Annotated in this window: 19 protein-coding genes; 9 read left to right on the top strand and 10 right to left on the bottom strand. The window is 44.4% G+C overall.

What is annotated here, in order from left to right:
• Window positions 1-1,428 precede the first annotated feature (1,428 nt).
• The gene (locus DN068_RS01980; protein ID WP_110997209.1) at window positions 1,429-2,958 is read right to left on the bottom strand and encodes a TROVE domain-containing protein; all 1,530 of its coding nucleotides are present in this window, start codon (window positions 2,956-2,958) and stop codon (window positions 1,429-1,431) included.
• 283 nt (window positions 2,959-3,241) lie between these two features.
• Between DN068_RS01980 and DN068_RS01985 the strand changes: the two genes are divergently transcribed.
• Window positions 3,242-4,264, top strand: a complete 1,023-nt coding sequence (locus tag DN068_RS01985) for a helix-turn-helix transcriptional regulator (protein WP_110997210.1) — start codon at window positions 3,242-3,244, stop codon at window positions 4,262-4,264.
• Between the two features lie 36 nt (window positions 4,265-4,300).
• Here the strand turns inward: DN068_RS01985 and DN068_RS01990 are convergent, their stop codons facing one another.
• Window positions 4,301-4,855: an HdeD family acid-resistance protein gene (locus DN068_RS01990; RefSeq protein WP_110997211.1), complete on the bottom strand. Its 555-nt coding sequence runs from the start codon at window positions 4,853-4,855 to the stop codon at window positions 4,301-4,303.
• A gap of 230 nt (window positions 4,856-5,085) precedes the next feature.
• Between DN068_RS01990 and namA the strand changes: the two genes are divergently transcribed.
• From namA to DN068_RS02020, 6 genes are all read left to right on the top strand, one after another.
• Window positions 5,086-6,153 carry an NADPH dehydrogenase NamA gene (namA, locus tag DN068_RS01995; protein ID WP_110997212.1) on the top strand — a complete coding sequence of 356 codons (1,068 nt, stop codon included), beginning with the start codon at window positions 5,086-5,088 and terminating at the stop codon, window positions 6,151-6,153.
• A gap of 254 nt (window positions 6,154-6,407) precedes the next feature.
• Window positions 6,408-8,282: a mechanosensitive ion channel family protein gene (locus tag DN068_RS02000; RefSeq protein WP_110997213.1), complete on the top strand. Its 1,875-nt coding sequence runs from the start codon at window positions 6,408-6,410 to the stop codon at window positions 8,280-8,282.
• A gap of 304 nt (window positions 8,283-8,586) precedes the next feature.
• Window positions 8,587-9,183, top strand: a complete 597-nt coding sequence (locus DN068_RS02005; protein WP_110997214.1) for a hypothetical protein — start codon at window positions 8,587-8,589, stop codon at window positions 9,181-9,183.
• 262 nt (window positions 9,184-9,445) lie between these two features.
• Entirely contained in the window at window positions 9,446-10,051 is a 606-nt protein-coding gene (locus tag DN068_RS02010; RefSeq protein ID WP_110997215.1) for a porin family protein, read from the top strand.
• Between the two features lie 316 nt (window positions 10,052-10,367).
• Entirely contained in the window at window positions 10,368-11,180 is an 813-nt protein-coding gene (locus DN068_RS02015) for a hypothetical protein (RefSeq protein ID WP_123985203.1), read from the top strand.
• Window positions 11,181-11,321: 141 nt separating this feature from the next.
• Window positions 11,322-11,837, top strand: coding sequence for a hypothetical protein (locus DN068_RS02020; RefSeq protein ID WP_110997217.1), 516 nt, complete (start codon window positions 11,322-11,324; stop codon window positions 11,835-11,837).
• A gap of 1,820 nt (window positions 11,838-13,657) precedes the next feature.
• Here DN068_RS02020 and DN068_RS02025 read toward each other — a convergent pair.
• Together DN068_RS02025 and DN068_RS02030 are read right to left on the bottom strand one after the other, a co-directional pair.
• Window positions 13,658-14,275 (bottom strand): JAB domain-containing protein, encoded by a 618-nt coding sequence (locus DN068_RS02025; protein WP_110997218.1) that lies wholly within the window; start codon window positions 14,273-14,275, stop codon window positions 13,658-13,660.
• A gap of 43 nt (window positions 14,276-14,318) precedes the next feature.
• The gene (locus tag DN068_RS02030; protein WP_110997219.1) at window positions 14,319-14,921 is read right to left on the bottom strand and encodes a PepSY-like domain-containing protein; all 603 of its coding nucleotides are present in this window, start codon (window positions 14,919-14,921) and stop codon (window positions 14,319-14,321) included.
• 194 nt (window positions 14,922-15,115) lie between these two features.
• Between DN068_RS02030 and DN068_RS02035 the strand changes: the two genes are divergently transcribed.
• The gene (locus tag DN068_RS02035; RefSeq protein WP_110997498.1) at window positions 15,116-15,427 is read left to right on the top strand and encodes a hypothetical protein; all 312 of its coding nucleotides are present in this window, start codon (window positions 15,116-15,118) and stop codon (window positions 15,425-15,427) included.
• 163 nt (window positions 15,428-15,590) lie between these two features.
• On the opposite strand, the gene DN068_RS02040 is transcribed toward DN068_RS02035, so the two are convergent.
• From DN068_RS02040 to DN068_RS02065, 6 genes are all read right to left on the bottom strand, one after another.
• The gene (locus tag DN068_RS02040; RefSeq protein WP_110997220.1) at window positions 15,591-16,061 is read right to left on the bottom strand and encodes a hypothetical protein; all 471 of its coding nucleotides are present in this window, start codon (window positions 16,059-16,061) and stop codon (window positions 15,591-15,593) included.
• Window positions 16,062-16,492: 431 nt separating this feature from the next.
• The gene (locus DN068_RS02045) at window positions 16,493-16,870 is read right to left on the bottom strand and encodes a hypothetical protein (protein WP_110997221.1); all 378 of its coding nucleotides are present in this window, start codon (window positions 16,868-16,870) and stop codon (window positions 16,493-16,495) included.
• A 10-nt stretch (window positions 16,871-16,880) separates the two neighbouring features.
• Entirely contained in the window at window positions 16,881-17,870 is a 990-nt protein-coding gene (locus tag DN068_RS02050) for a catalase family protein (protein WP_110997222.1), read from the bottom strand.
• Between the two features lie 3 nt (window positions 17,871-17,873).
• Window positions 17,874-19,295 (bottom strand): Dyp-type peroxidase, encoded by a 1,422-nt coding sequence (locus DN068_RS02055; protein ID WP_110997223.1) that lies wholly within the window; start codon window positions 19,293-19,295, stop codon window positions 17,874-17,876.
• A gap of 11 nt (window positions 19,296-19,306) precedes the next feature.
• Window positions 19,307-20,584: a hypothetical protein gene (locus DN068_RS02060; RefSeq protein ID WP_110997224.1), complete on the bottom strand. Its 1,278-nt coding sequence runs from the start codon at window positions 20,582-20,584 to the stop codon at window positions 19,307-19,309.
• Between the two features lie 16 nt (window positions 20,585-20,600).
• Entirely contained in the window at window positions 20,601-22,946 is a 2,346-nt protein-coding gene (locus tag DN068_RS02065) for a GMC family oxidoreductase N-terminal domain-containing protein (protein WP_110997225.1), read from the bottom strand.
• A gap of 443 nt (window positions 22,947-23,389) precedes the next feature.
• Here DN068_RS02065 and DN068_RS02070 point away from each other — a divergent pair, with 443 nt between their 5' ends.
• Entirely contained in the window at window positions 23,390-24,289 is a 900-nt protein-coding gene (locus DN068_RS02070; RefSeq protein WP_110997226.1) for a DUF4349 domain-containing protein, read from the top strand.
• Window positions 24,290-24,332: the final 43 nt, after the last annotated feature.

Raw genomic sequence — 24,332 nt, forward strand, 5'->3', positions numbered from 1 at the left:
CTGTAAATTCTATCCATATTTTCGCGTAGATAATACGGAGTCATCCATACACACAACGGCCATTAATTTTTCCGCTGGCTTTTTCCGGTTAAGCTACAGGAGTATTTATTGTTTTTTGAAAACGAGGTAATTATTAAAGAGAGCTCTATTCCGGTGCGCTACCAGACTGCGCCACAATGCATGCAATGCAAAGGCGGGATTTGAACCCGCGACCTCCGGGACCTCATCGAAGTAACTCTGTTTTACGACACCCGTTTTTTTATTTTGAGTTTTTATTTTATTGTAAACAAGGCAATAAGCGAGGAACGTGTATTGGTGCTCTGCCATTTGAACTACCACGTTTTGCGTGAGCGGGATTCGAACCCGCAACTTCCCGATTAAAAGTCGAAGTAACGCTCTTCTACGGCACTTGTTTTATTTTTAAATTTAGCTTGATGAGCTGCTTTATACGCTAGGCTTTGCAGCTTTTTTACTTTTGAATTTTTATTAGAATAAACAAGGTGATAATCAAACAGAGTTCTCTCAGCGCTCTACCAGATTGAGCTATCCCGGTTATTGCCGGGAGCAGGATTTGAACCTGCAACCACTGAACCTTGATCGAAGTAGCTCTGTTTTACGACACTTGTTGTATCCAGGGTAATAATTGAGTAAGCTGTTGATCTATCTTTGGACGAAGTAGGCCTACTCTGACGACACCTGAATTATTTTGGATTTTAGATTTAATATTTGTGATTTATGCTACTCGAGCGATCACCATTTTTTGTTTTTGACATTTCATCATTCACCAATTTTCGGGCAATAAATCGATAAGGCTTATTTTGCTCTACCACCTGAGCTACTGCATAAAGCAGACGGGAGTCGAACCCGTGACACAAACGAAGAATTCCTTATCTACGGCACCGGTAATTTATTTAAGATCTATGATTTAATATTTGTGATTGATGCGACACGAGTATTGTTCAGCCACAACGTTTCATTTTGGGTTTTTGATTTTGAAAAAATCAGAGCTACAAACCACCAGCGAACGAGACGGGGAGTCGAACCCCACAGTTTTTTACGCTGCTCGACCGGGACGAAGTAACGCTCATGTACGGCATCTGATTTTATTTAAGATCGAGCATTTGAAATTGGAGACTGATCTGTCATTACTCCATATTCATTGCGCCTTTTTGTTTTTAACTTTTAACTAAAAAAAACAGAGCAAAAAGCGAAGCGAGATCGGGGCATGTCAAGCCGGATTCGAACCGGATAGCCTTACTGCACAGGGCAGCTACGCTATTCCTCCCCATTCTTTGGACGAAGTAACCCACTTCTAACGGCATCTGTTTTCTTGTAAAGATCTTCAATAGCAAGGCGTAAAGTTGTTCGGTATCTGAACGCTTTTGCTTTACGCCTTCAGCTTTTTAATTTTTCACTTTCGATTTCCTGCTATATCGCTATCGCATTGATCATTTCCATTGCATCAGCGCCATTTTCCATAGCTTCCAGTACGCTGAATATTTTGTCAGACCAGCCGGCTATCAGATACACGTCATTTTGAGGTATTCTTAATGGTGCATTACCATAACCCGCCAGATCGAAGATGTATAGTTTAGCCTGTGGCGCTATCTTTTTGTATTGCGCCCACTGATATGCGATCGTATTGGCATTGAGTATGTTCTTTGTAGTACTATCCCACATCTGTACATCTGTAAACATCATCACTTTATCCGCTCTGTATTTTCGTTCACAAAGATCCCGCAATACCAGGTAGCCATTCGTTGAGTAACCTACTTCACCTTCTCTTTTGTAGAATGCATCCACGTTCGCCAATATGCCTTTTGTTGGCAGTGGTACTATCTTCCAGCTATCACCAAACATGCCCGAAACCACATTTTTGCATTTCGATTGCAGCATCATACCCATCAGCAATCCTATATCGTAATACAGAACCTTGCTTTTTGGTGATACCACATGCTGCATTGAGCCAGAGACGTCACATGCTACTACTACACGTTCATTCAATTCAAAGCCTTGCATATTTGCTACACTTTTTTCAAGCGCAGTTTCCAGGGCTGTCATCACATAGCTAGTGTATTCAGATGGAACTGTTTTTAACTCTCTGTATGCTGCCAGGAAGCGGAATGGTAATTGTTTAGAGTGTGCAACCGCTTTCTCATTCATTAGATAGTCACAAACTTTTTGAACATGCGCGGCGCTAACCTGCGCTTCCAGTATATTTCTCAGGTTACGCAATGTGGCCATGTAGCCCATTTTTCCGCTGTCGATCAGCAATTCCCAAACCGTTTTCATAGCCATTTTTCTATCGTGCGGAGACGAATATTTCATTTGTCCGGCTGCAGAAAGTTCCGTTTCCCATGTGTAAGGCGTTGTCAGTTCGTCTTTCGCTATCTTATTGAATAGCGTTTGCTGGGCGTCGTCTTTTGCTTTCGGGTGTACCAGAAATAAAGCATCACGCAGTTTCACTTCAGTCGCTCTGTTGTATTTCGCGAATTGGTACTCGTCAAATTTGTTGAACGAAGCCGCTAATCCTTTTTGCACTTGCTTTGATATTTTAAACAGTTTCTTCTGACCTTTTCTTTCGTTCGTCATCTGATAATACGCAAGTACTTCGGTGATTTCGTCCGGGCGTTGTACGATTTTCTCCAGGGTATTGCTCACCAGGTTATCACCGTTGTGTATTTTGGCAAGTTCTGTCGAAAGCACTACCGGAGCAGAACGCAGATTCATTTGAGTTCTTGCATATACTGCCAGTTTCGCTACGAATGCAGGTGATACTTTTGGCAACAGTTCGATGATTCTTGTCAGTCGTTTGTCTGCGCTTTCATAAGTAGCATCATTAAGCATCGTTGTTGCAACAGCAGTATATAATTCCATCTCCGGAGTAAAGCTGAACGCTTTAGCGCCTTCATAATTTTTAGTATCTGCTTTGCCTCTTAATTTGAAATTGAACTTCATAAAATCGTTGTTTGTTTTCAACGATACAAAGATGGCCGACCTACTACGCAGCAGATTTGCGCAGTAAAAAAATATTTTTATCTCGATGTCGGTAGTGTTTTATAATCAATCTCTTGTGTCGGTAAATAATTTGAAAAAACTTTAAAAGAAAACGAACTGCGCAGTTCTATTGCGTACTTTTATCGCCAACCTATTCAAAGTTGACAATGGACAGTCGACAATCAGTAGTGTCCGGCGTTTTTTAGACCAATCACAAATCGAAAATTTACAATCTTCAATAGCTATGGCTGTAAATAAACTTGCCCTGGTCCGTTATAAAACGATCGATGAATGTCTTCGGAACCGGAGACGAAAATGGACTTTGGAAGATATCATTGAAAAGGTGGCGGATGTGCTGTACGATCGCGAAGGGATTACTACCGGTGTGAGCAAACGCACGATACAAGCCGATATTCAGTTGATGCGCAGCGATAAGCTCGGTTATAATGCACCGATCATCGTTACTGATCGTAGGTTTTATAGTTATGATGATACAGAGTATAGTATCACCAACGTGCCCATCAATGATGCTGATGTAGAAAAAATGAAAGAAATTGTGGGCGTGCTCAAGCATTTCAACGGCTTCAATTATTTCGATGAAATGAGCGACATGATTGCAAGGCTGGAAAATAATCTGAATAAATCAACCCATCAGTCCGGTAATTGCATTCAGTTTGAGAACAACCGACTGTTGAAAGGATTAGCTTTTATCACGCCGCTGTACAGTGCCATTCTGAATAAAAAATCTTTACTGATAGAATACAAATCATTTAAAGCAAAAGAATCACAGCAGGCTATTTACTTTCCGTATTTACTGAAAGAATACCGCAACCGCTGGTTTCTGATTGTAAAACCGAAGAAGAACAGGTTTCTTACCACATTAGCTTTAGACCGTATTGTAGCGTTTCAGGAACTGACAAACGAAAAGTTCATAGCAAACGAAGGCGTCGACTTTGATCGTTACTTTGACGACCTGCTTGGCGTTACAAAAAATGAATCGGACCGTGCGCACAAAGTAATTCTGCATGTTAATAAATATCATGCGCCCTATGTACTCACCAAGCCGCTGCACCATTCACAGCAGGTGCTAAAAGAAGATGAGACCGGAGTATTGATCCGAATTGACGTGGTATTGAATTTTGAACTTGAGCGGGAAATACTCGGCTTTGGTGAATGTATGAAAGTAATGGCGCCACGGATGCTTGCGTCGCGTATTAAAAAGCGACTGGCCCAGGCTGCGGAGCTTTATCAAAATGCAGTACAATAGAACAAAAGACCGGAGAATAGCTCCGGTCTTTCTTTTTTATACGATTGAGGTATGGTGATTGTGTCGTTTGCGGAGCCGCATTGAAAGTGATATAAGCATAATGCCAATCATCACGGCATAGATACCGAATAACATGGTAATAGTAATAGCTCCGGCAATTGGATTGGTGAGTATCAGAATGCCAAACAGAATAGTAAGTGCGCCACCTAGTATATACCAGCCTTCTCCTTTTATCATCCTGGCCAGACGTATTGCCATGGTTATCTCCACCAGGCCGGCTATGAGCGACCAGAATGCAATCATATAGATCACTGCAGTTGCGGTAGCAAACGGATGATAAAAAGTAATGAGTCCAATGACGATGCCCGTAATTCCGGATAACAAATACCAGGGCCAGTCTTTAAGCGTCTTGCGCGCACCAAGGGCAGACAATACTGAAAAGATACCGTCTATGAACAGGTAGGCACCCAGGAATATGATCAGGCTTGTAAACGTGACGCCAGGCGCAAACAATGCCAGCAGGCCTAGCAGCAGGGCTATAACTCCTCTGAGCAGAAACATCCACCAGTACTGACTAAAGAAATTGATCATAGCTATTTGAGATTTGTGGTTTCATATTTGCGATTACCGCTCACATTTAATCACTCGTATTCGCCAGGAGACAGCTCGCGGTGTAGTTTCTCCCAAACTGCGGTAGCCGGGACTTCGTCCATCGATAAACACAATTTAATGAAAATAGTAATAAAAAAGTTAATTCGTTTTCTGCATGTTGAAGAAATAGAAGCGGTTAACTTTAGTCTCCAATTACACAGCATTCATTTATGTCAGCATTATTTTCTCCATTACAGATAAGGGAAGTCACATTCAAAAACAGAATCACCGTTTCGCCGATGTGCGAATATTCAGCAGTTGACGGCTTTGCCAATGACTGGCACCTGGTGCATCTCGGCAGCAGAGCAGTGGGTGGCGCCGGATTGATCATTACCGAAGCAACAGCAGTATTGCCCGAAGGACGTATCTCTCCGGAAGATCTCGGCATCTGGAAAGACGAGCACATTGCGCCGTTAAAGAACATTGTTGCATTCCTCCATGCACATGGCGCTGTCGCAGGCATTCAGTTGGCGCACGCTGGCCGTAAGGCGAGCAGCTATGCACCATGGAGACCCCAGGGCCAGGTTCCGGTAGCGGAAGGAGGCTGGCAGACAGTAGCGCCTTCTGCCGTTCCATACTATGAGACTGATCATACGCCACACGCTTTAACTAAACAGGAAATAACGGACGTAGTAAACGCTTTTGCTGCTGCCGCAGAACGTTCGCTGCAGGCTGGCTTTAAAGTGATCGAAATTCATGGGGCACATGGTTACCTTATTCATCAGTTTCTTTCGCCGCTTTCCAATAAACGCACTGATGAGTATGGTGGCTCGTTCGAAAACCGCATTCGTTTACTGAAAGAAATTATCATAGCGATTCGTACTGTTTGGCCGGAAAGCCAGCCATTGTTCGTGCGTATCTCAGCTACCGATTGGGTAGAAGAAGGGTGGAATGTGGCGGACAGTATTGCCCTGGCTAAAGAGATCGGACCAATGGGTGTAGATCTTATCGATTGTTCTTCCGGAGCAATTATTCCGAAGGTGAAGATACCGGTGGGGCCATTATATCAGTTGCCATTGGCGGAAGCAGTTAAAAAAGGAAGTGGAATTAAAACCGGAGCGGTTGGTTTGATCACAACGGCAGAGGAGGCGGAGTCAATTATTTCATCGGGAAAAGCCGATCTTGTATTGATGGCAAGACAGCTGCTGCGTGATCCTTATTTTCCGCTGCATGCTGCGCAAAAACTCGGTGTGGATCTGAAATGGCCGGATCAATATGAGCGCGCCAAACCGAGGTAAAAAAGGGAGACTTGATACAAATAAAAAAGCCAGCCTGAGAACAGGCCAGCCCCTATAAACCCTATCAGGTGTAAAAGTAGTGCTTCTGATGAGAAAAAGAAATTCTTTGAAAAAAAAATTTTCGAATCTTCTAAATCTTAAGAATGTTATAACAAATGCGGAATATCACTATCTTACTGTAGGTGGCCAATGCGGCTAGCTGCAGCGGCTTTGACGCCAGGGCGTTTTATTGGAAAATTTATAAATCTGCCATCATGAAACACTGCTTCCCATTACTCGTTTTCCTGTTTCTGAATCTTCATTTTTCAGCGAATGCGCAGATAGACACAGCGGGTACCGATTCTCTCCGCGATGCAGCATTGCAGGCCAATGTTCATTATTTGGCGCAATTGGATTCGGCGCACCTTGGCGACTCGCTGAAACGTGTGCAACTGGAATCGGAACTGGCTGCACTCAAAGCGGATGATCATCTTAAAAGGGCTGATTTGCAAAAACAGATAAAGGTGATCAATGCCGATGCTGAGGAACGGATTTTAAAAAGAGCACATCGTATCGATTCCCTGAGGCTTGTAGTAAAAGGATTTCCAGTAGCGCCTTTCGGTGATACCTTGTTTTATGTGTACACAAGACTTGGACCGTTTTCTGCCCACGCCCGCGCCCAGGCCATCGATACCAAGGTGAACAGGATAGTGGACAAGGTTTTCTACAAAGCCGATTCGTTGATCATCATTAATGGCGAAGAGTCTGTAGATCTGGTGTATGAAGACATGATCATATTGAGCATTACGCCCAATGATGCCATGTGGATGAACGCCTCACAGGCCGAACTCGCTAAGCAGTACCGCGATGCGATTATTAAATCAATAGCAACCTATAAAGAAGCAACGAGTCTGCAAACCCGTCTGAAACAAGTAGGAATGACACTGGTGGTGGTTTTATTGGCTATTATAATTATTTACCTGATCAATATTTTGTACCGCAGGGTAAAACATTTCACCATCAATCGCGAACTGAAATATGTGAAAGGAGTGCACATCCGCAACTACGAACTTTTTTCTGTATCTACGGAAAAGCGGTTGCTCCTGGGATTGCTCAACCTGTTGCGCTGGATCACTATTTTAACCTTGCTCTATCTGACATTGCCACTGCTGTTTAGCATTTTTCCATGGACCAAACATTTTGGCACTACACTGATCGGGTATGTAATCAATCCGCTGAAGAGCATACTGGTCGGGGTTTGGGATTATATGCCAAAGCTCATTACCATTATCGTTGTCGTAGTAGTGTTTTACTACGTGATCAAAGCATTGCGGTTCTTTAAAAACGAAATAGAAAGTGGCGCGCTGAAAATTCCAGGATTTTATACCGACTGGGCCAGTCCTTCGTTTCAGATAGCACGGGTATTGATGCTTGCCTTTATGCTCGTGGTCATATTTCCTTATTTGCCTGGTTCCGATTCGCCGGTGTTTAAAGGCGTGTCTGTGTTTCTCGGTGTGCTGTTTACATTTGGCTCGTCTGGCTCGCTTTCCAATCTCATGGCGGGTTTTGTGCTTACCTACATGCGTGCTTACAAGATTGGCGACCGTGTAAAAATAGGAGAGGTTACCGGTGATATTGTCGCGAAGACGCTGTTGGTAACACGTATCCGTACCATCAAGAATGAAGATATCACTATTCCGAATTCCATGATCATGAACAACCATACGGTCAATTATAGCTCTTCTTCCCAGGAGCTGGGGCTGATCTTGCATACCAAAATCACCATTGGTTATGATGCGCCGTGGCGGCAGATTCATGAGCTATTGCTCAGTGCGGCACTTGCTACTGAAGATGTATTGAATGATCCTAAACCGTTTGTGCATCAGGAAAGCCTCGATGATTATTATGTCACCTACCAGATCAATGTGTATACCAATCATGCCAATAGTCAGGCCCATATTTATTCTGCGCTGCACCAGAATATTCAGGATAAATTTTTTGAAGCTGGTGTAGAAATCATGTCGCCACGTTATGATGCGATCAGGGATGGCAACAACGCAGCCATTCCGCCGGATTATCTGCCGGAGGATTACGTAGCGCCGGGGTTTAAAGTGAAACAAACACACCCGACCCCTAAAGGGGAGTCTTAGCGCGGGTATATGTTATGCGTTGTACAAAAACACGGTCATTGCGATTGAGGAACGACGAAGTGGCAACCCGATTTCGTACATAGATATTGAGACGTTGCAGCAGCGTCTTTACCCGTTTCATTTTACTTCCGCTTAGTCTGCTATTTTCAATTCTATATGTAATGTTCATTTTTTAAATGGCATGATAATTGATCAATGGGGAAATAAACTATTGCTCCATTTCCGGTATGTTTCTCTTTTACAAAGAGCGCGAATGTGTAGATCGTGAAGCATTAAATAGCCGTGAATCATTACATAATTTCTTATGATTAAAGTGGCATTCTTCCTGTTAATAGGTTTATTGATCAAAACCCAGGTGCAGGCACAAGCAAAAATTGAAGGTCTCGGTAGATTTAAAATTAATAAAACCAGCGTAGCCTTGCTGGATACATTGGAGACTGAAGGCTTTAAACGAACAATCATCCATACTCGTTCAGAGCAACGTGCTACAGAGCTCGCCAGACACAAAACCATAGCTGAAGTGAAGCCCGTCACTTATGCTTCCAATCCTCGCGTTAGAATTTCAACTTGTAAAGACGTTAAGGTGTTTTTTATTCCCTTTATTGAAATTGACGGATTTCGTGTGAATGACGTGTATCTGGTGTTTTACTGCAACATATTGGCTGGGATACAAGCTGACCGTAGCGTTAAATTGGTTAGTGTGTTTGAATCGGAATATGGCAAGGCACCATTAGTAGTTGAACATAAAGAACATTTCTGCATCAATCCCTCTGCGGCGGTAAAAAAAAATTATACACATCGCGCATATACCCAGCGTTGGCGCAACAATACTATACTCTGTGTATCATCTCTGGGGGAGCCAGGGATAATGATTGTACCCGGCGTGTGCTCAATTATGTAAGAATTATGGATGAAGAAATAATGAGACTTATTAAAAGTTGCAAGTAGAAGAAGAACGGTCACGTTGCCCTGGTTTTCATTAGTGGTGCGCTGGCTTGATGTGCTATAACTAGGGTTGTGTAAGGTGGCGATCTCTCTTTTTATGATCTATCTGTCTTTTCGCTTTAAATACATATACAGTTTCAAAACATGGAATGATGTTTGATTATAGGCAATCAGAAAGCTTATGTTTTCTGATTGTTCAATCACATATAATTCAAAAGATGAAGAAACATTTTTGGCAACTGTCATTTGCGTGCGCGCTGCTGGCAGGTACTACTGCTCAAGCACAAACGCAGCTCAGTCAAGGTAACTTATTGGTGGGTTCTGATATTTCCAATTTCAATCTCAATTTCCAGAAAGAAAATACGGCTTTCAGTATGAGTCTGGCGCCGAAGCTGGGCTATTTTATTAAGGATAATATTGCACTGGGCGGATATCTGAATATAGACTTTGCCACCAGTGATGGCGCTACAGACCTGGGTTACGGACTGGGGGCATTTGGCCGCTACTATGTAAAAAATAAATCTCTGGAGTTCGTAAAAAATTCTCGCTTCTTTATTGAGGCAAATGCAGGTTTGGCAGGCCGGAATATTTCGGTAAAAGATGGAGGAAAGACAAATACCAACGGTTTAGGCATTGGTATCGGTCCGGGTTGGACATATTTCGTAACGCCGAACGTAGGTTTGGAAGCCTTATTGAAGTATGATATCGCTGCCGGTTTTGGTAATGCTCCCACCAGTACATCACTCAATCTCAATGTAGGTTTTCAGATTTATCTGCCAGGCAAAAAAATGCAGAAACAACTGAAATCAGATATCACGCGCTAAGTTTTTTTACGGAGCGCAATCAAACTTAATTCTCAAAACGAAGGCCTGTTTCAAAGTATTTTGAAGTAGCCGTTTCTATTCAAGAGCAATTAGCGGAAACAATAATAATAGTATGGCACGGGTTTTTAGCACCGCCGTGGGTATGAATGGCGATCGCTAAAACTTGTGCGGCAGAATTTTTCCAGCAAATATGCTTGTAGATAAAACAACTAAAATCGGATACAATAGCTCTGGTTATGGTAGATAGGAGAGAAAAAAGGGCCTGGCGATGCCATTGAAAATTCACTTCATAAATGCGTAGAAAACTAAAATTACGATGCACATAAATTTTAAAAAAAGACACGCGCTTGCGGTTACATTTATGCTAATGGGCCACGCTGGCCTGAAGGCACAAAACGTTGTGGATACACTTAAAATGCTCACCGGCGAGATCAAGTATGGTAAAGTGCTTGATTTAACCAATAAAGACGTTCAGTTTATCCATCAGGGAGAAACGCTCGTTTATACAATAGACCGTTTTACCGTAGATAAGATCATATTTGCGAGTGGGCGCACTGAGCGTATAAACAGCACTGCAGCAAATCCAGTGCTGGGAGGTACGGTAGAACCTAATACTGTAGCCGTTTTACCGTTTGTGTATCACGATCAGGACGTTTCCGCTTCCGATGCTGGCACGTTTCGGGAAAAAGTGCAGGAGGAAACATATCAATTCCTTTCTGCCCGCTCCGGCTCATACAAATATCAGGATCCCAACACTACAAACGTCATGCTAAACAGGAAGGGAATAGACGAGCATACAATTAAGAACTATACCTATGCTGATCTTTGCAAGGCTCTGGGCGTTCATTATATTGTGGTGGGGGGTATATATCGGAAATCAAACGATCGCATTGAAGCAAGAAGTTATGGCGCTATGTGGGGCAATTGTGACTGGGGTGTTTCTTCGAGATCCCGCACTACTATTTCTCGTCGTAAGGATTACCGCAACGAAGTAGCAATTAATATATATTCTGTAAATAATGAACGTGTATACACCAGACGGCGTACCGCAATTCTTATGACCGATGAATCTTATAAATATGCACTGCAGTATATGCTAAAAAGAAGTCCGGTTTATAATAAACGGTAACCATAATAAAGTCAGTAGAAATGGCCAGAGCGCACGTAAAGTGCTTCTGGCCATTTTACTTTTTAACGTATCCTTTTCACAAAACGGCACACCATTTGTCATACACTAGGTCAATATTTATAACCTCCAAAACAAAATGGTATGCCGTTAAACGATTTGTTGCAAACCCCGATTGATGAAACTTCACTTGCTGAGCTAAAGCAGCTTACTGATAAGCTGGTTGCGGCATTACAGGCCGCCGGAGTGGTAAGCCATCTCACTCCCGCAGAGCGCAGGCAATACGGTAGTATCAACGAGCAAAACAAACTGCTTGTAAACAAAGTCCACGATTACAATGTTGCTAACGCCAGCTATAGCTCGCCCGATGTAAACTGGGATTTGTTTGAGAAAAACCTGATTGCCCGCAACGGACTGAAGGCAATAGAAAACGGACTGACGCAACTACTGGAAATCTGCAGTGACACACGCATTCTTTACGATTACAGTCTTTACCACAACGCACTTGTCGACTATGATTATACAAAGTACAAAGCAACCAGCGTTGCAGGTGGGGCGGGGTACACTACCAAGTATCAGGACATCAAACAGCTATTTGGAGTGCCTTCGCAGAAGGCCGACAGTAGTACCGATGCCAACGATACTGCCACCACTAAATAGTGATAACTGCTTTCGCAGACATAAAAAAGGAGACCCGCATAGGTCTCCTTTTTCTATTGAACCGGGTGTTCCCCCGTTTGCTAATACCTTTAATGTTTTGAGTACGGCCTTGTACCATTTTCCGGACCGTCTTCTACGTATTGTTGAACCGGGTTGTACCCCGTCTCCGACTGCGTGTCATCCTATTTGTTACCGCCTTTAATGGTTTCCGGAACCGCCTTATATCTATTAATGAACCGGGTTATACTCCGTCCCCAACCGGGTACCACCTTTAAATGAACCGGGTGATACCCGGTTATTTGCACCCTGCAATGCGGTTCTTTAATCCTTACAACAGGCTTATTGACCGGGTTTGATGCGGTTAAAGAATAGTGGAGAGGCGGTTTAGTTGAGCGCTACACCCCGCGGGTCTTTGCGGGGAAGCTTTTCGGCGACGTCGCAAACCTGTTTCGCGGAGTGTCTTATAGGTATAAAAAATGATCTTGCAGCCATCATGGTCGCTTCGGTTGTACTTCGTTGCGTCGCACATTTCATCGCCTGTGCTGCTATTGGGCAGGTTTGTATTTTTGTATTCGCGAAATCAGATCGCCACTTCGTCGTACCTCCTTCGTCGGGAAGACATGGGATTATACACTCATTATAGTTATTAATGGGCCACTCGCGTTGGTCACCCTGACAAAGGAAGGGGCCCGCGGAATTTGGGGTACGAAAACATTAGCCACACGCACGGATCGTTGCAGTGCTGAAAAAACTATTTTGCCACCAGCTTTATTCACTACCGTTAAACTTCGTTGCGTCGCACATTTCATCGCCAGTGCTGCTATTGGACAGGTTTGTTACTCGCGTCATTGTGCGGAGTAAAATTAGGAACGAACAAAGCAATTGCACGCAATGAGTGCTACTCGTGTTGCTGTGCAGGCTGCTTCGTTCCTCGCAGTGACGCGAGTATTAAAATGTTCGCGATGACCCGCGGGAGTGTTGTTACCGTAGTGATTCGTCGCCCTCGCAATAACTGTTTTTTTGTATAACCCACAGCACGCGCCCGCGTTGAGTAACACCCGCGTGGGTCATTGCGAGGAGGAACGACGTGGCAACCTGATTTCGCGGAGTGTGCTATTGGGCAGGCTTGTTACTCGCGTCATTGCGCGGAGTGACATTAGGAACGAACAAAGCAATCTGCACGTAATGTGTGCTGCTCGTGTTGCTGTGCAGGCTGCTTCGTTCCTCGCAGTGACGCGGGTAAAATGTTCGCGATGACCCGCGGGAGTGTTGTTACCGTAGTGATTTGTCGCCCTCGCAATAACTGTTTTTTGTATAACCCACAGCACGCGCCCGCGTTGAGTAACACCTGCGTGGGTCATCGCGAGGAGGAACGATGTGGTAACCTGATTTCGTGGCGTGTGCTATTGGGCAGGTTTGTTACTCGCGTCATTGCGCGGAGTGACATTAGGAATGATCAAAGCAATTGCACGCAATGAGTGCTACTCGCGTTGCTGCGCATATTAATATGGATTGTAGAGATGTTGCACGCAACGTCTCCAGGTAACGTGAGCAAGCATACGCGAAATCAGATCGCCACTTCGTCGTGCCTCCTCATCGCGATGACCCGCGGAAGTGTTGTTGCTGTAGCGATTCTTTGTCCTTGCAATGACACACTGCACACACTCGCGTTGAGTAACACCCGCGTGGGTCATTGCGAGGAGGAACGACGTGGCAACCTGATTTCGCGGAGTGTGTCGGATAGATTTGTGCCTTACTATTTGGGAACTCAGATCACCCCTCGTACTTTGAGAAACAATCTGATTTTCCCGTTTCCCTTTTTACAATTTCTCAATATCCTTTTTCCCCAGTCCAGTCATCTTCTTAATTACAGCCAATTCAAAGCCTTCCTTCTTCATCTTCGCCGCAATAGTGAATCGTTCTTTCTCCGCTGCAATTTCTTCCTTAATCTTTATCTCCAGCAGCTGCATTTCGCTGCGGTCCGTCAGTTCGTATTTGCCGCTGTTAGCGATTTTTTCCATCAGGCCTTTTTCCTGAAAGCTGTAATAGCTGGTTTCGGAAATGACGAGGTGGTCAAGTACTTCTATCAGTACAATCTTGCCGGCTTTGTATAGACGGTCGGTGAGGTCTATGTCTGCTTTCGATGGTTTGGAGACTTCGCCGCTCGGGTGGTTGTGTACCAGAATTACTTTCGTAGCCAGTTTATAAATGCCCATCCTGAAGACCTCCGGCGGTTTCACTTGCACGATGTCTGTGGCGCCGAGTGCCACCAGTTCTGCAAAAAGAATCTTGTTTGTTGTATTCAATCCCACAACCCAAAAGTGTTCCTGATTGCGGCGAATTTTATTTTCGCGCAGCAGTATTTGTTGCATCACTTTGTAGATGTCGTCCTGATTTAGAATCGTTACTTTCTGTTCTTTGGAGAGGCGTACGTTCATGCCCTAAATATAATCTTTAGATACTAGATGTCAGACGGCACGATTAGTCCTGCGTCGCCTTGATAAATTGTCCGTTAGCATCAAACAACAATTCTGCGTTTTTTACCTCCACCTCATATCTGATGTCTCCGTTAGATTTTGTTGTTTTTGAAATGTCTTTTGCAGCTGTTTTATAATGATCCTTTATGTAGGTTGCCGCGTCGGCTGGTAGTGCGGATGCTGGAATTTCGACTTCCGTTTCCAAAAGATTCCCTGATGCATCAAGCAATAGTTCAGCCTCGTCTGTTTCTACTTCGTAAAGAACGGTTCCATCTGCTTTTGTGACTTTTGATGCGCCTTCGGGCTTGCCGGCGTGTTCTTTTACATAATTCAATACAACATCCGGGAGCTCGGTTGCTGTTATTTCTTTTTCCGTTTGCAGGCGTTTTCCTAATGCGTCATAAATGGCTGAAATCTCTTTCTCTTTTTGCACAAAATCCACTTTATAATCCCAGTTTTCTTGTTTCCATTCCACTTCTTGTGCATCAGGGAAATCGTTTTGGAATGCTGCCCGGACAGCGGGTGTGATTTGTATATTTTTCTCCTGAGCAACAGCGGTTACTGTGAGGCTAAAAAATGTAATTGCAAGAAGCGAATAGCGTCTCATAAAAGATAAAATTTTGACGTTGTGAATCCGGCGAATGTACAATTATTCATCGTCCTAAGTTGTTCAGGCCGTTCGCCTCTTCCCAGCGCCGTTTCAGTGTACAGACAAAAATGGTAGGCGATTAAAACGAGCATTGGATAATAATTCCGGCATAGAATTTGATTTAAGGAGTAGGTATGGAAAACTTGCTAAAAATGAATAAAAGAAAACCGCTGGCCGGTGTAATTGCTTTTTCAGTAATCATCTCATGCTTTACATCTTGCATGACTACTAAGACGAATGTTGGTAACTATCGCGAAGCCGCAGGAACTAATTATACCTATTCAAAAGGGAAGCAGTTCTGGCTGTTCTGGGGTGTGCTACCAGTGGGCCGCACCAATGTAAATACGCCGAAAGACGGCAATTGCCAGGTGGTGACTCGTTTTAATGTTGGTGATGTGTTGATCACCGGTGTTACTGCTGGTATTGTTTCCTCATACACTATCAAGGTTAACGCAAAAAAATAAGGACATTTTCGCGCAGCAGTGGAGTATAATATTGTATCCGGAAAAGGCAATCTGTTACGTGCATCAACTTCGTGCAGGTGTAGCAACTTACTTAATCGGCACTACAGACAAACAAAGCCCTCACGATATCGTGAGGGCTTTGTTTGTGTAGTAAGTGTTGTTGCTAAATTTTCGTAAAAGTGAGAAAATCTGTAACGCCGTTTTCTACATCCTGTAATTGGATAGTTGTGGCGTTGTTTTGATTGATTGTCCAGTCATCGTCCAGTGCCTCAAACAAGTTTGTATGGTCGAAGTCAATGTCCATTTTAGCCTGACGGTCGTCGGTCTCAGTACGCCATGCTCCGTTGACAGTGGTTGTGCCGTTTGTTACCACTACTAGTCCGGTAGTTTTAAATACAAACGTGTAGCCGCTAAATTGGCTTGTCTGGTCAACGCCGCCTTGTGTGAACTGAGTGATTTTCCAGCCGCCGGTCTGAGTAGTGGAGCCGCTGGTAGAACCATTGGTGGCACCGGTGGAGGAACCTGTGGTCAGCGTGCTCGCTGTGGTATTTGCCGTAGCATTTGCAGCCTTGTCTTTATTACACGATCCAAATACAGGCAGTAAGAATAGTCCGAAATACGTTAATTTCTTCATCTCTGAATTGATATTTCGGGCGAATGTAGTGAATGTTTTAATTGTTGTTTTTCAATTGGTTAAGTTATGTTTGGCGGCTTTTTTAAATGCCTTCGAAACCTAGTCAGCTGGCCTGTTTTCGAGCGTGATTTTTTTTACACACCCACATTTCATTATTAACAAACACCTAACTGCTTTATGGGGATTTTAGCGCAGATAAGTTTTTTAGTTTGTGGGATACTTTTCCCGTAAGTGTGACATGCTGGGGTAGGTGAGCGTTCTTTTGTTTGCCATCCGACGGTAGAAGGGATCGCGCGCGACACTGGTGCAGGCGCGAGTAAATAATCGCAATCGTCATGCCCTCGCGTCCGTTGCGAGAGAAAAAAAGAGACGCTTTGTTGCGTCTCTTTTCTCAAACAATAAGTAGCTAATCTCGAACTTCGAGTATGAGTTTATTTTTTCTTAACGAGGTATGCGGAAATCAGAATAGCGATACCGCGTGCCAGGTCTACGATGGCGAGGTCGTAACGTTGTATTTCCATGATTACGGTGAAGCCGCCAATAACCATCCACCAGCCAATGAACTTGGACAAAAAAATCGCTTCCGGTTTACTCTTCCTATTGTAGCCGATAGCGACTACGCCGAGTGAAGCAAAAATGAAAAGACAGATACCGAAAAATGTAGAAAACACTTTAAGGTCTTCGCTGAAACTCATGTGTGTGGCGCGTAATAAACTGTCCAGGCCGAAGAGAATCCATGCGCCCAATCCGAATTGCATGAATGCCGTAAGGCCCAGAAAAAAGATCAAAAATTTTCTCGCGGTTTGCATTTTTTAAAATTTAGGTGACATTATTTTGCTTCAGTCGAAAAAGGGAAATTGCGTGATAAGCGAGTTTACGGGCGCGGGCGATGCCGCCCAGCGGTTGATGTGTTGTCAGACAATGCCAGGGGGAAAATGTAAGGTTTTCACCAAAGGAATCACGGCTTTCATTCGCAAAATCCTGTTTAGGTATTGTAATCACAGCTACTTTCTGAAAAGGCGAATCCCAAGCTACACAAGGATCTTCAATTGGCATACGAACTGCATCCTCCTGCATTTGTATCATAAAATGGAAACTGAAATCCTGGTTGTCCAGCGTCTGTTGCAAGTCTGCTCTCAGAAAGTTTTTGTCGCTTTTGTCTGTTCGGGAATTGACAGGTGGCGTGACGGGAATAACGGAATATTTCACAGCCTGGTCTTTGGTTCCGAGGCGCGATGGGCTGACGCTCCAGAATTGCAGACTCAAAAGGCTGTTGGTTTTTTTCATTGATTGTAATGTACGGATGAGCACTGGCCAGTTGCCTGGATTGAGCGCAAACAGCGCCATACCGGCCATTCCTCCACACACCGCTTTAATGCTTTTCTTGAAAGCGGCCACATTGGGCGCCATGAGGGTAGGGTAACTCACCAGCAAGAAATCTTGTGACTGCGGCATCCGTTCGTCTTGTATCAGCATTTCACCTGGTACATCCAGCAGCTTAATGGCCATACCGCGCAGGTCTGCTTTGCGGTCGTCTACCACTTTTGTGTTGCCGTTAGAAAAACGGATCCATGCTTTATAACTTTTGCCCGGTTGTAGTATGCCATATTGCAAGTGCTGCGGCAAGTCTGCGTTTACGGTAAACGTTGCTTCCACTAGTCCGTGCGCTTTAGCATGAAACTGACGCTTTGTTTTTCCCGGAGCGTACACACGTTTCAGATGATTAATGATGGTGTCGATAATTTCCTGTGTGTCGCGTGCTTCGTTGGGCTGCGGATATTCAGTACCTAATGTGGGTTTTGGAGCCATCGTCTACAAACTTGATAAATACTGAAGTGCTTTTATGCCCGGCATAAAGAAATAAGCTCCGCCACGTATGGTTACAAATTCCGGAATGTCGGTATGTCGTACACGAAGACCCGGGTGTTGCACTGCGAAAACGCCTGTGGTACGTGGATCCTGCGGATTGTGATGATTGCCGGTAATGGCATCACGTTCTTCATACAGACCGTTGAATTTTGGATTATTGATCCAGGCATTCTGCACAAATTCAAACTGGCGGCCGATATCGGCACCCAGGCAAATAAAGTGCAGACCACGATCATCATCGCATTTCGTGGCGTTGAGACAATCGACCGGTTTTAATGTCTCGGCCAGCGGAGGCCCATAAGAGCGGCCTCTGCGAAGAATGCGATGTTTATTGGAAACAGAGATTGATGTTTTTCGATCTGTATCTAAAGAATCTTTTGGATTGGAACGGCGTATATGCGAAGCAAACGGACATTTCAATCCGTGTGGATCACTGTTGCGGAAATCGAAATTATTATCTTCCTGCATATGCGGCATTTCACCATCCGGACAAACTACAATCGGTGTGCCGTTTGGCCAGCGGCCCACCATCTGCGCAGCGAGTTTTATCATCGCCGGTTCATTGTTGGTACCGTCTGTATTTTGGGTGGCCTTGTCCATATATTTCCAGAAAAGAGAAACATCTTGTTTCATTTGGCGGAACACCAGGTATGTGCCGTTTTTGCCCAGGTCATGCATGCCGTTTACAGAAGATTGCGGCAGCAGGTTTTTATGATCCATTGCGGCGGCAACATACGGACTTGGTGTAAACTGATTATAACCATTTGGATAGCCAAGAATAAATTCACCCGGTTCAATACAGTTTTCATTGGTATCTGTGCGGCTCAAACCTTTGATGGTTGGTTGTGAAATGCCGTCACGAAATCCGAAATGTTCTTTGCGTTCATACAAAACGGTGGTGCCTAGATGTTGCAATAGTTTTAATCCGTTTTGAGAAAAGCCCGCCATATACGTTTGGGTGCATGCGTTCAGCGTTTCGGCATCTTTGGCATAGATCATGAGTAGCATATGCACCGGTTCGTTTGCACGGCCGCCCCATTCCCAGTTATCGGGTGCGCTGTTGCCAAAGTCGCCGAGGAATTGTTGCTTGTGCCTTGTCGTCATGCCGTCTTCCAGCTCCATCGGGAAGCTGTCGAGTGCTTTGCGATCGAGGCCCAGCTGTTTCAGGCCTTCAAAGCTAAATGCGATATGTATCGCGGTTTCTTTTGGTTTGTGATGACCTGGGGTAATATCTTTCTGAATATCAGCCAGCCATTTTTTTGCAGCGGCTCCGTCTGTAATGGACAGTATGAGAAAGTCTGCCGCAGGCAGATTGGAATATCCACGAATGACCAGACCTTGTATATCGTTTATTTCGAGTTGCATGGTGTGCTATTTTAAATACTGCGGAGCCATTCGCTCGCTTCTGTTTCCGACATAGTGCCGTAAAGGCCGTTGCGGATTTTACTGTTGGAGTAAACGTTGTCGACTGAAACTTCTTTATTTGCCGAATACCAGACGTTCGTAATAATCTGTTTGGCACGTGCCCATTCCATAAAACCTTCTGCATCCTTAGCGCCGCCAAACATCATCAGTCTTGTTTTCGGATAACCTTCAGTATGGCAAAACATCAGTGTTAATTGCTTCGCTGCAATATGAATGAAATCGCGCAGGTAGTTTTCTGAATTACCATCGTAGTTGCTCAGGAATAACATCTGACGACCTTCATTGATAATGAGCCAACGCGCGAAATGCACTGTAGGTATGCCGGAGAGCTTGCCTTTGCTGAACAGATATGGTGCCAGGAAATTGGTCATGCGCAGCAAAAACATCATAGTAGCCAGACGAACTTTGCCGGGCTTTACATTGCCCAAAGCAGAGAACTGCGCCTGTACGAGTTGCGTCTCGCGGTTAACCAGTTCGCGGATATGATCTTTGGTAAGATCGTTGGGTACTTGCTTTTCCCGGATCTCAATGGATAGAACGATGAGCATCCATACAATTACAAACGGAATAATGATCGGGAGCAAAACGATGAATAAGATTGCAAGGCCAATCAGTTTGCCATAAAAGGAGACATTCCATTTTTCTGAGGCATTAGGTACTGGTGTTCTGGCGAATGCTAAATCGGCATTACTATGAACGTAGTCAATGATCTGCTGTCGTGTAGTATTTGCCGGCTGTTGCTGAATGCTTTGTCTGTTGCGGTCTGCGAAATCATTGATGGCATTGCGTAATACATGTTCCTCATGAATTTGTTGCACCGAACGGTAACCGACACCGACGTAAAATGTATCAGCCTCTAAGCTTTGATTTTGAAGATAAAGTTCCAGCATGGAAGCGTTATAAGCACCTTGCGGAAATTTTTCACACATCGAAAATATCTGCCACAAGCCTCTACCCGCAACAGAAATCATCTGTTGCATATGGTTATTGAGCGGCAGATCATAGTTGGTGGTAAATGCCAGTTGCGCCGGAATATCCTTTCCATAAGCGTCTTTGCACGCATCGAGAATAACGAAGCGTGCAAAGTGTATGGTAGTTATTTTCTTAAACGGAATAATATCGTTGTCTTCGACACCACTGTCGTCGATTTTTTGCAACAGGTCATACAGCGGTTGCTGCATGCCGCTTTTTATATCGACAACAATAGAATAAGCTCCGTGTTGCGTCATAATTGGTGGTGATAGATTAAAAATGTGGTTTGATATAGATATCGTACAATGAGCCGGAGAAGTATTTTCCGAAATCTGTCATCACACGCAGCTCCTGCATTTTAGATGCGGCATTGAGCACCTTCATCGTGGTAAGCTGTTTCGCGAAGTCTGCTGTCTCAATCACCAGAATACCTTTTCCGAGTACCGGACTGGCTTCGTCGGTGCCTTCGTGTACGGTGATGTACAGTGTGCAGGTATCTTTCCAGAGATCAAAACCTTTATCATCACGTATTTGTTTGAAGCCGTAGAAATAATAATCCTTGCCTTCTTCTGAATGAATGTTCATACGGTAATTCATCAGTTTGGTTGGGATTTCGGTATCAGCGTTGACAAACAAATTGAAGATGCCGTTGGTAATCGTCAGCGGGCTTTGCGATAATACCGGCGCCTTTACAATGCCAGCCAACGTAGCCTGATGCTGGGGATCTTTCAACATTGTCTCCACATCATTGGATGTTACCGTCAATGTAAAATCAAACAGGGAACCAGCGCTTCTGCCAAGATCTTTACCTTTTTCGAAATCACTTTTCTCTGCGGTAGAGAAATAGCCCTTCATGGTTTCGGTAAACTGAATGCCCGGTTTCAATGTTTCGCCCTGAACCGCAAAATCTTTATAATCGTAGTTGATCGTCAGTCCATAATCCTGAGCGATAATTTCGCAGCAACGTTCTGCCAACGCAGAAATTGTAATCAATGGATTTACGCCCAGAGGAAGCGGTACAATAGAGCCATCACATACATACAGGCCTTTGTGGACATCAGTTCCGGTAGTGCCGGAGAATACCTCGCCTTTGTGATTGACAGCTCCTTTGGTTGCATCATCACCCATAATACAGCCGCCCAGCGGGTGTACGGTAATGAGATCATAGTCCATCACTTTGGTCCAGGTCGGATTGACTACATATTCACCACCGATTGCTTCTGTGGCAGCGCGCAGATTTTTATCCACTTTCTGGAAGATGCCTTCTTTACCAACGCCCGGCCAGAGGATTTTTAAACGGTCTTTTTCCAGTACCATTTTACCTTTACCGTCGTCATGTGTCATTACCAGGAAAGCCTGCGTGTTATTCATTGCGCCATGATATGGGCCCCGGATAAGACTTTCGGCTTCGCGCAGTTTGCGCTGCATTTTTTCGGATAATGATTCTGCCGGTTCGGAGCCAAAGATCTTGGATATCGTGGCCATCGATGCAGTGATGGTACTCGCCAGTGGTCCCGGAACATTACCATCTTCAATCACCATGCCGTCTTCCAGCGTTGGTTGCTCGCGCAGATCAATTACAGAAGTGATGCATGGACCAACCGGGGGAATTTCACCTACTTTATGATGACCGAAACCGACTGTGTTTACTTGTACATCGCAGTTGTAACCAAAGCCGAGTACGTCTCCGTTGCCTGTAAAACGTTCGCCCACCATATCAGAAGCCGTCAGACCTTTTTCTTTGGAGCGCAGCATGATTTCGGTACTGCCGAGTGCACCTGCGCCTATTATGACCATATCCGCAGTTACGAAAAGGTCAGGAGCATCGAATTTGTTACTTTCTGCATTCTCAATGAGATAATGCACTACCCATTTTCCATCTGCGTTTTTGCTGATGTATTGTATGCCGACGCCTGTATAAATTTCCGCGCCGTGGTTGCGGGCGTCGGGCAGGTAGTTCATCAGCGTTGTATTTTTTGCTCCGTAATTGCAGCCGGTCATACAGTCGCCGCAGAGCTCACATTTATATTGGTCAACGCCGGCGTTATTGCGGCGGTTTTCAAACGTTACATTGATATCGAGATAGCGGAAATCTTTGCCCATGCCCTTTGCAGACAGCTTCATCGCTTCCGATTTCGGCAGTTTCGGGTAGCCGTTTTTGCCTTCCGGATACTGGTTGGGCTGTAGCATATGTCTTGCACGGTCTACGTTTCTCCAGTAAGAATCCGGGTCTTTGCGTATCGCTTCGGGCCAGTTGTCTTTTTCGAGTACGCGTGGTTCGGGAATGAGCGATACATTGGCATTTACCAGAGAAGTGCCGCCGAGGCCGCAACCTTTGTAAACGCTCATATCGTTGTTGAGATGGAATTCAAACAGGCCGTTATTCGGTCCGATACGGCCGTCTGGGGTGTTAAACTGCATTTCTTTCATGGCGTCGCCCGTGGTGCTGGGGTATTCGCCGGGCAGAAACTCTTTTCCTTTTTCCAGGAGACATACTTTTTTGCCTGCGCGTGAAAGGCGTGATGCCGCAATGCCGGCTCCATATCCTGAACCAATAACGATGACTTCGTAATGGTTTTGCATATTGGCGACTGGTGACGATAATCGCTGGAAATTCATAAGAAATGATTGATGGTGAGCAAGAATCTTTTGTTGGTGAAATTGAGTCGTTATTAATATTGCCTTAAAGATAATTTTTGATTTTTAAAATGTAAACTGTTTTCATAATGATTTTTATACACGTTAATTTCTTGGTTAAGTGGCGGAAATGTTAAAAGCTGAAATGGGTAATGTGGTGAATGCGATTAATGTAGAAAATGTGTTTGGTCCACGGAATGGAAATTGTTTTCGGCGGAACCGAAATTATTACGCGCGTCACTTGTAAAGAATGAAGTAGCCGCACAAAATATGAGTCACAGAATAAGTGCAGTTTGCTTCGTGCAAAGATGCGAGCGTGCCACGCCTTATTTAACCCTTTAACTAGTTAACGTTTTAACGAATCTCCAACATTTGGAGATGGGTTACTTTCTTTGGATTCGAGGATCAATAAAAAACTCCCTTTTATGAAATCCTTTCGTCTTCTCTTTCCAGTTCTATTGTTGACTATTATAATTGCTTCTTGTGGCCGGAGTGAATCTCATCGTGAAGCAGCGGAGGTTGTGAGCACTGATACCACTTCGGTTGCCGGTACTGATGTAGCGTCTGCAGCGCTGGCAGGTAATCTTACTGATCCATCACGGAAAATTGTACATACTGCCGATTTTAATTGCCGCGTAAAAGATGTTTTTCAGACCACGGATAAGCTGGAAAAAATGGTGCGTTCTGTTGGTGGTATCGTTAGTGAAAGCACGCTGGAGAATCAGAAATCTGAATTACACACGCAGCCTTATACGGAAGATTCATTGAGACAAGTGCAGGAATACAGAACTGTAGCACATTTGACGTTGCGCGTGCCTGTAAAAATGGTGGATAGTCTGCTGGATGCGATTCCGCAATATGTGGATTTTATGGAACGCAGACAACTTCGTTTGCAGGATGTTACCTATCAGTATATGGCCAATCAATGGCAGCAGGAAGGGCGCGGAAGCTGGGATGATAAGGCGCTTCAGCATGCGAAAAGTACGAAGGATGTAATAGCAGCAGCGGATCGTTCGCAATCGGATAAAATGCAGGATATCAGCAACCGGATTGATAACATGCATATTGATGATAACACTCGATTTGCCACGATCACACTCGATATTTTTCAGCCGTCAAAAGTGGATGTATTGATTGTGCCTAATGGAAATTATATTGCCCGCACACCGTTGTCTAAACGTCTGATGTCTGGTCTGCGCAATGGCGTCGAAATGATAGAATCTGTTTTTGTTTTCTTCATGTATATCTGGCCGTTGCTTGTGCTCGCCGGCGTTGCTTATTTTGTTTTTAGAATAATGAAGAAAAGAAGACTGGCCGTTAATTAGTTCTCACATAGAGGGTAACAGGTTAACTCGTTAAAGAGTTAAA

Origin of the sequence: Taibaiella soli (assembly GCF_003236175.1) — a bacterium.
Lineage (GTDB): Bacteria > Bacteroidota > Bacteroidia > Chitinophagales > Chitinophagaceae > QKTW01.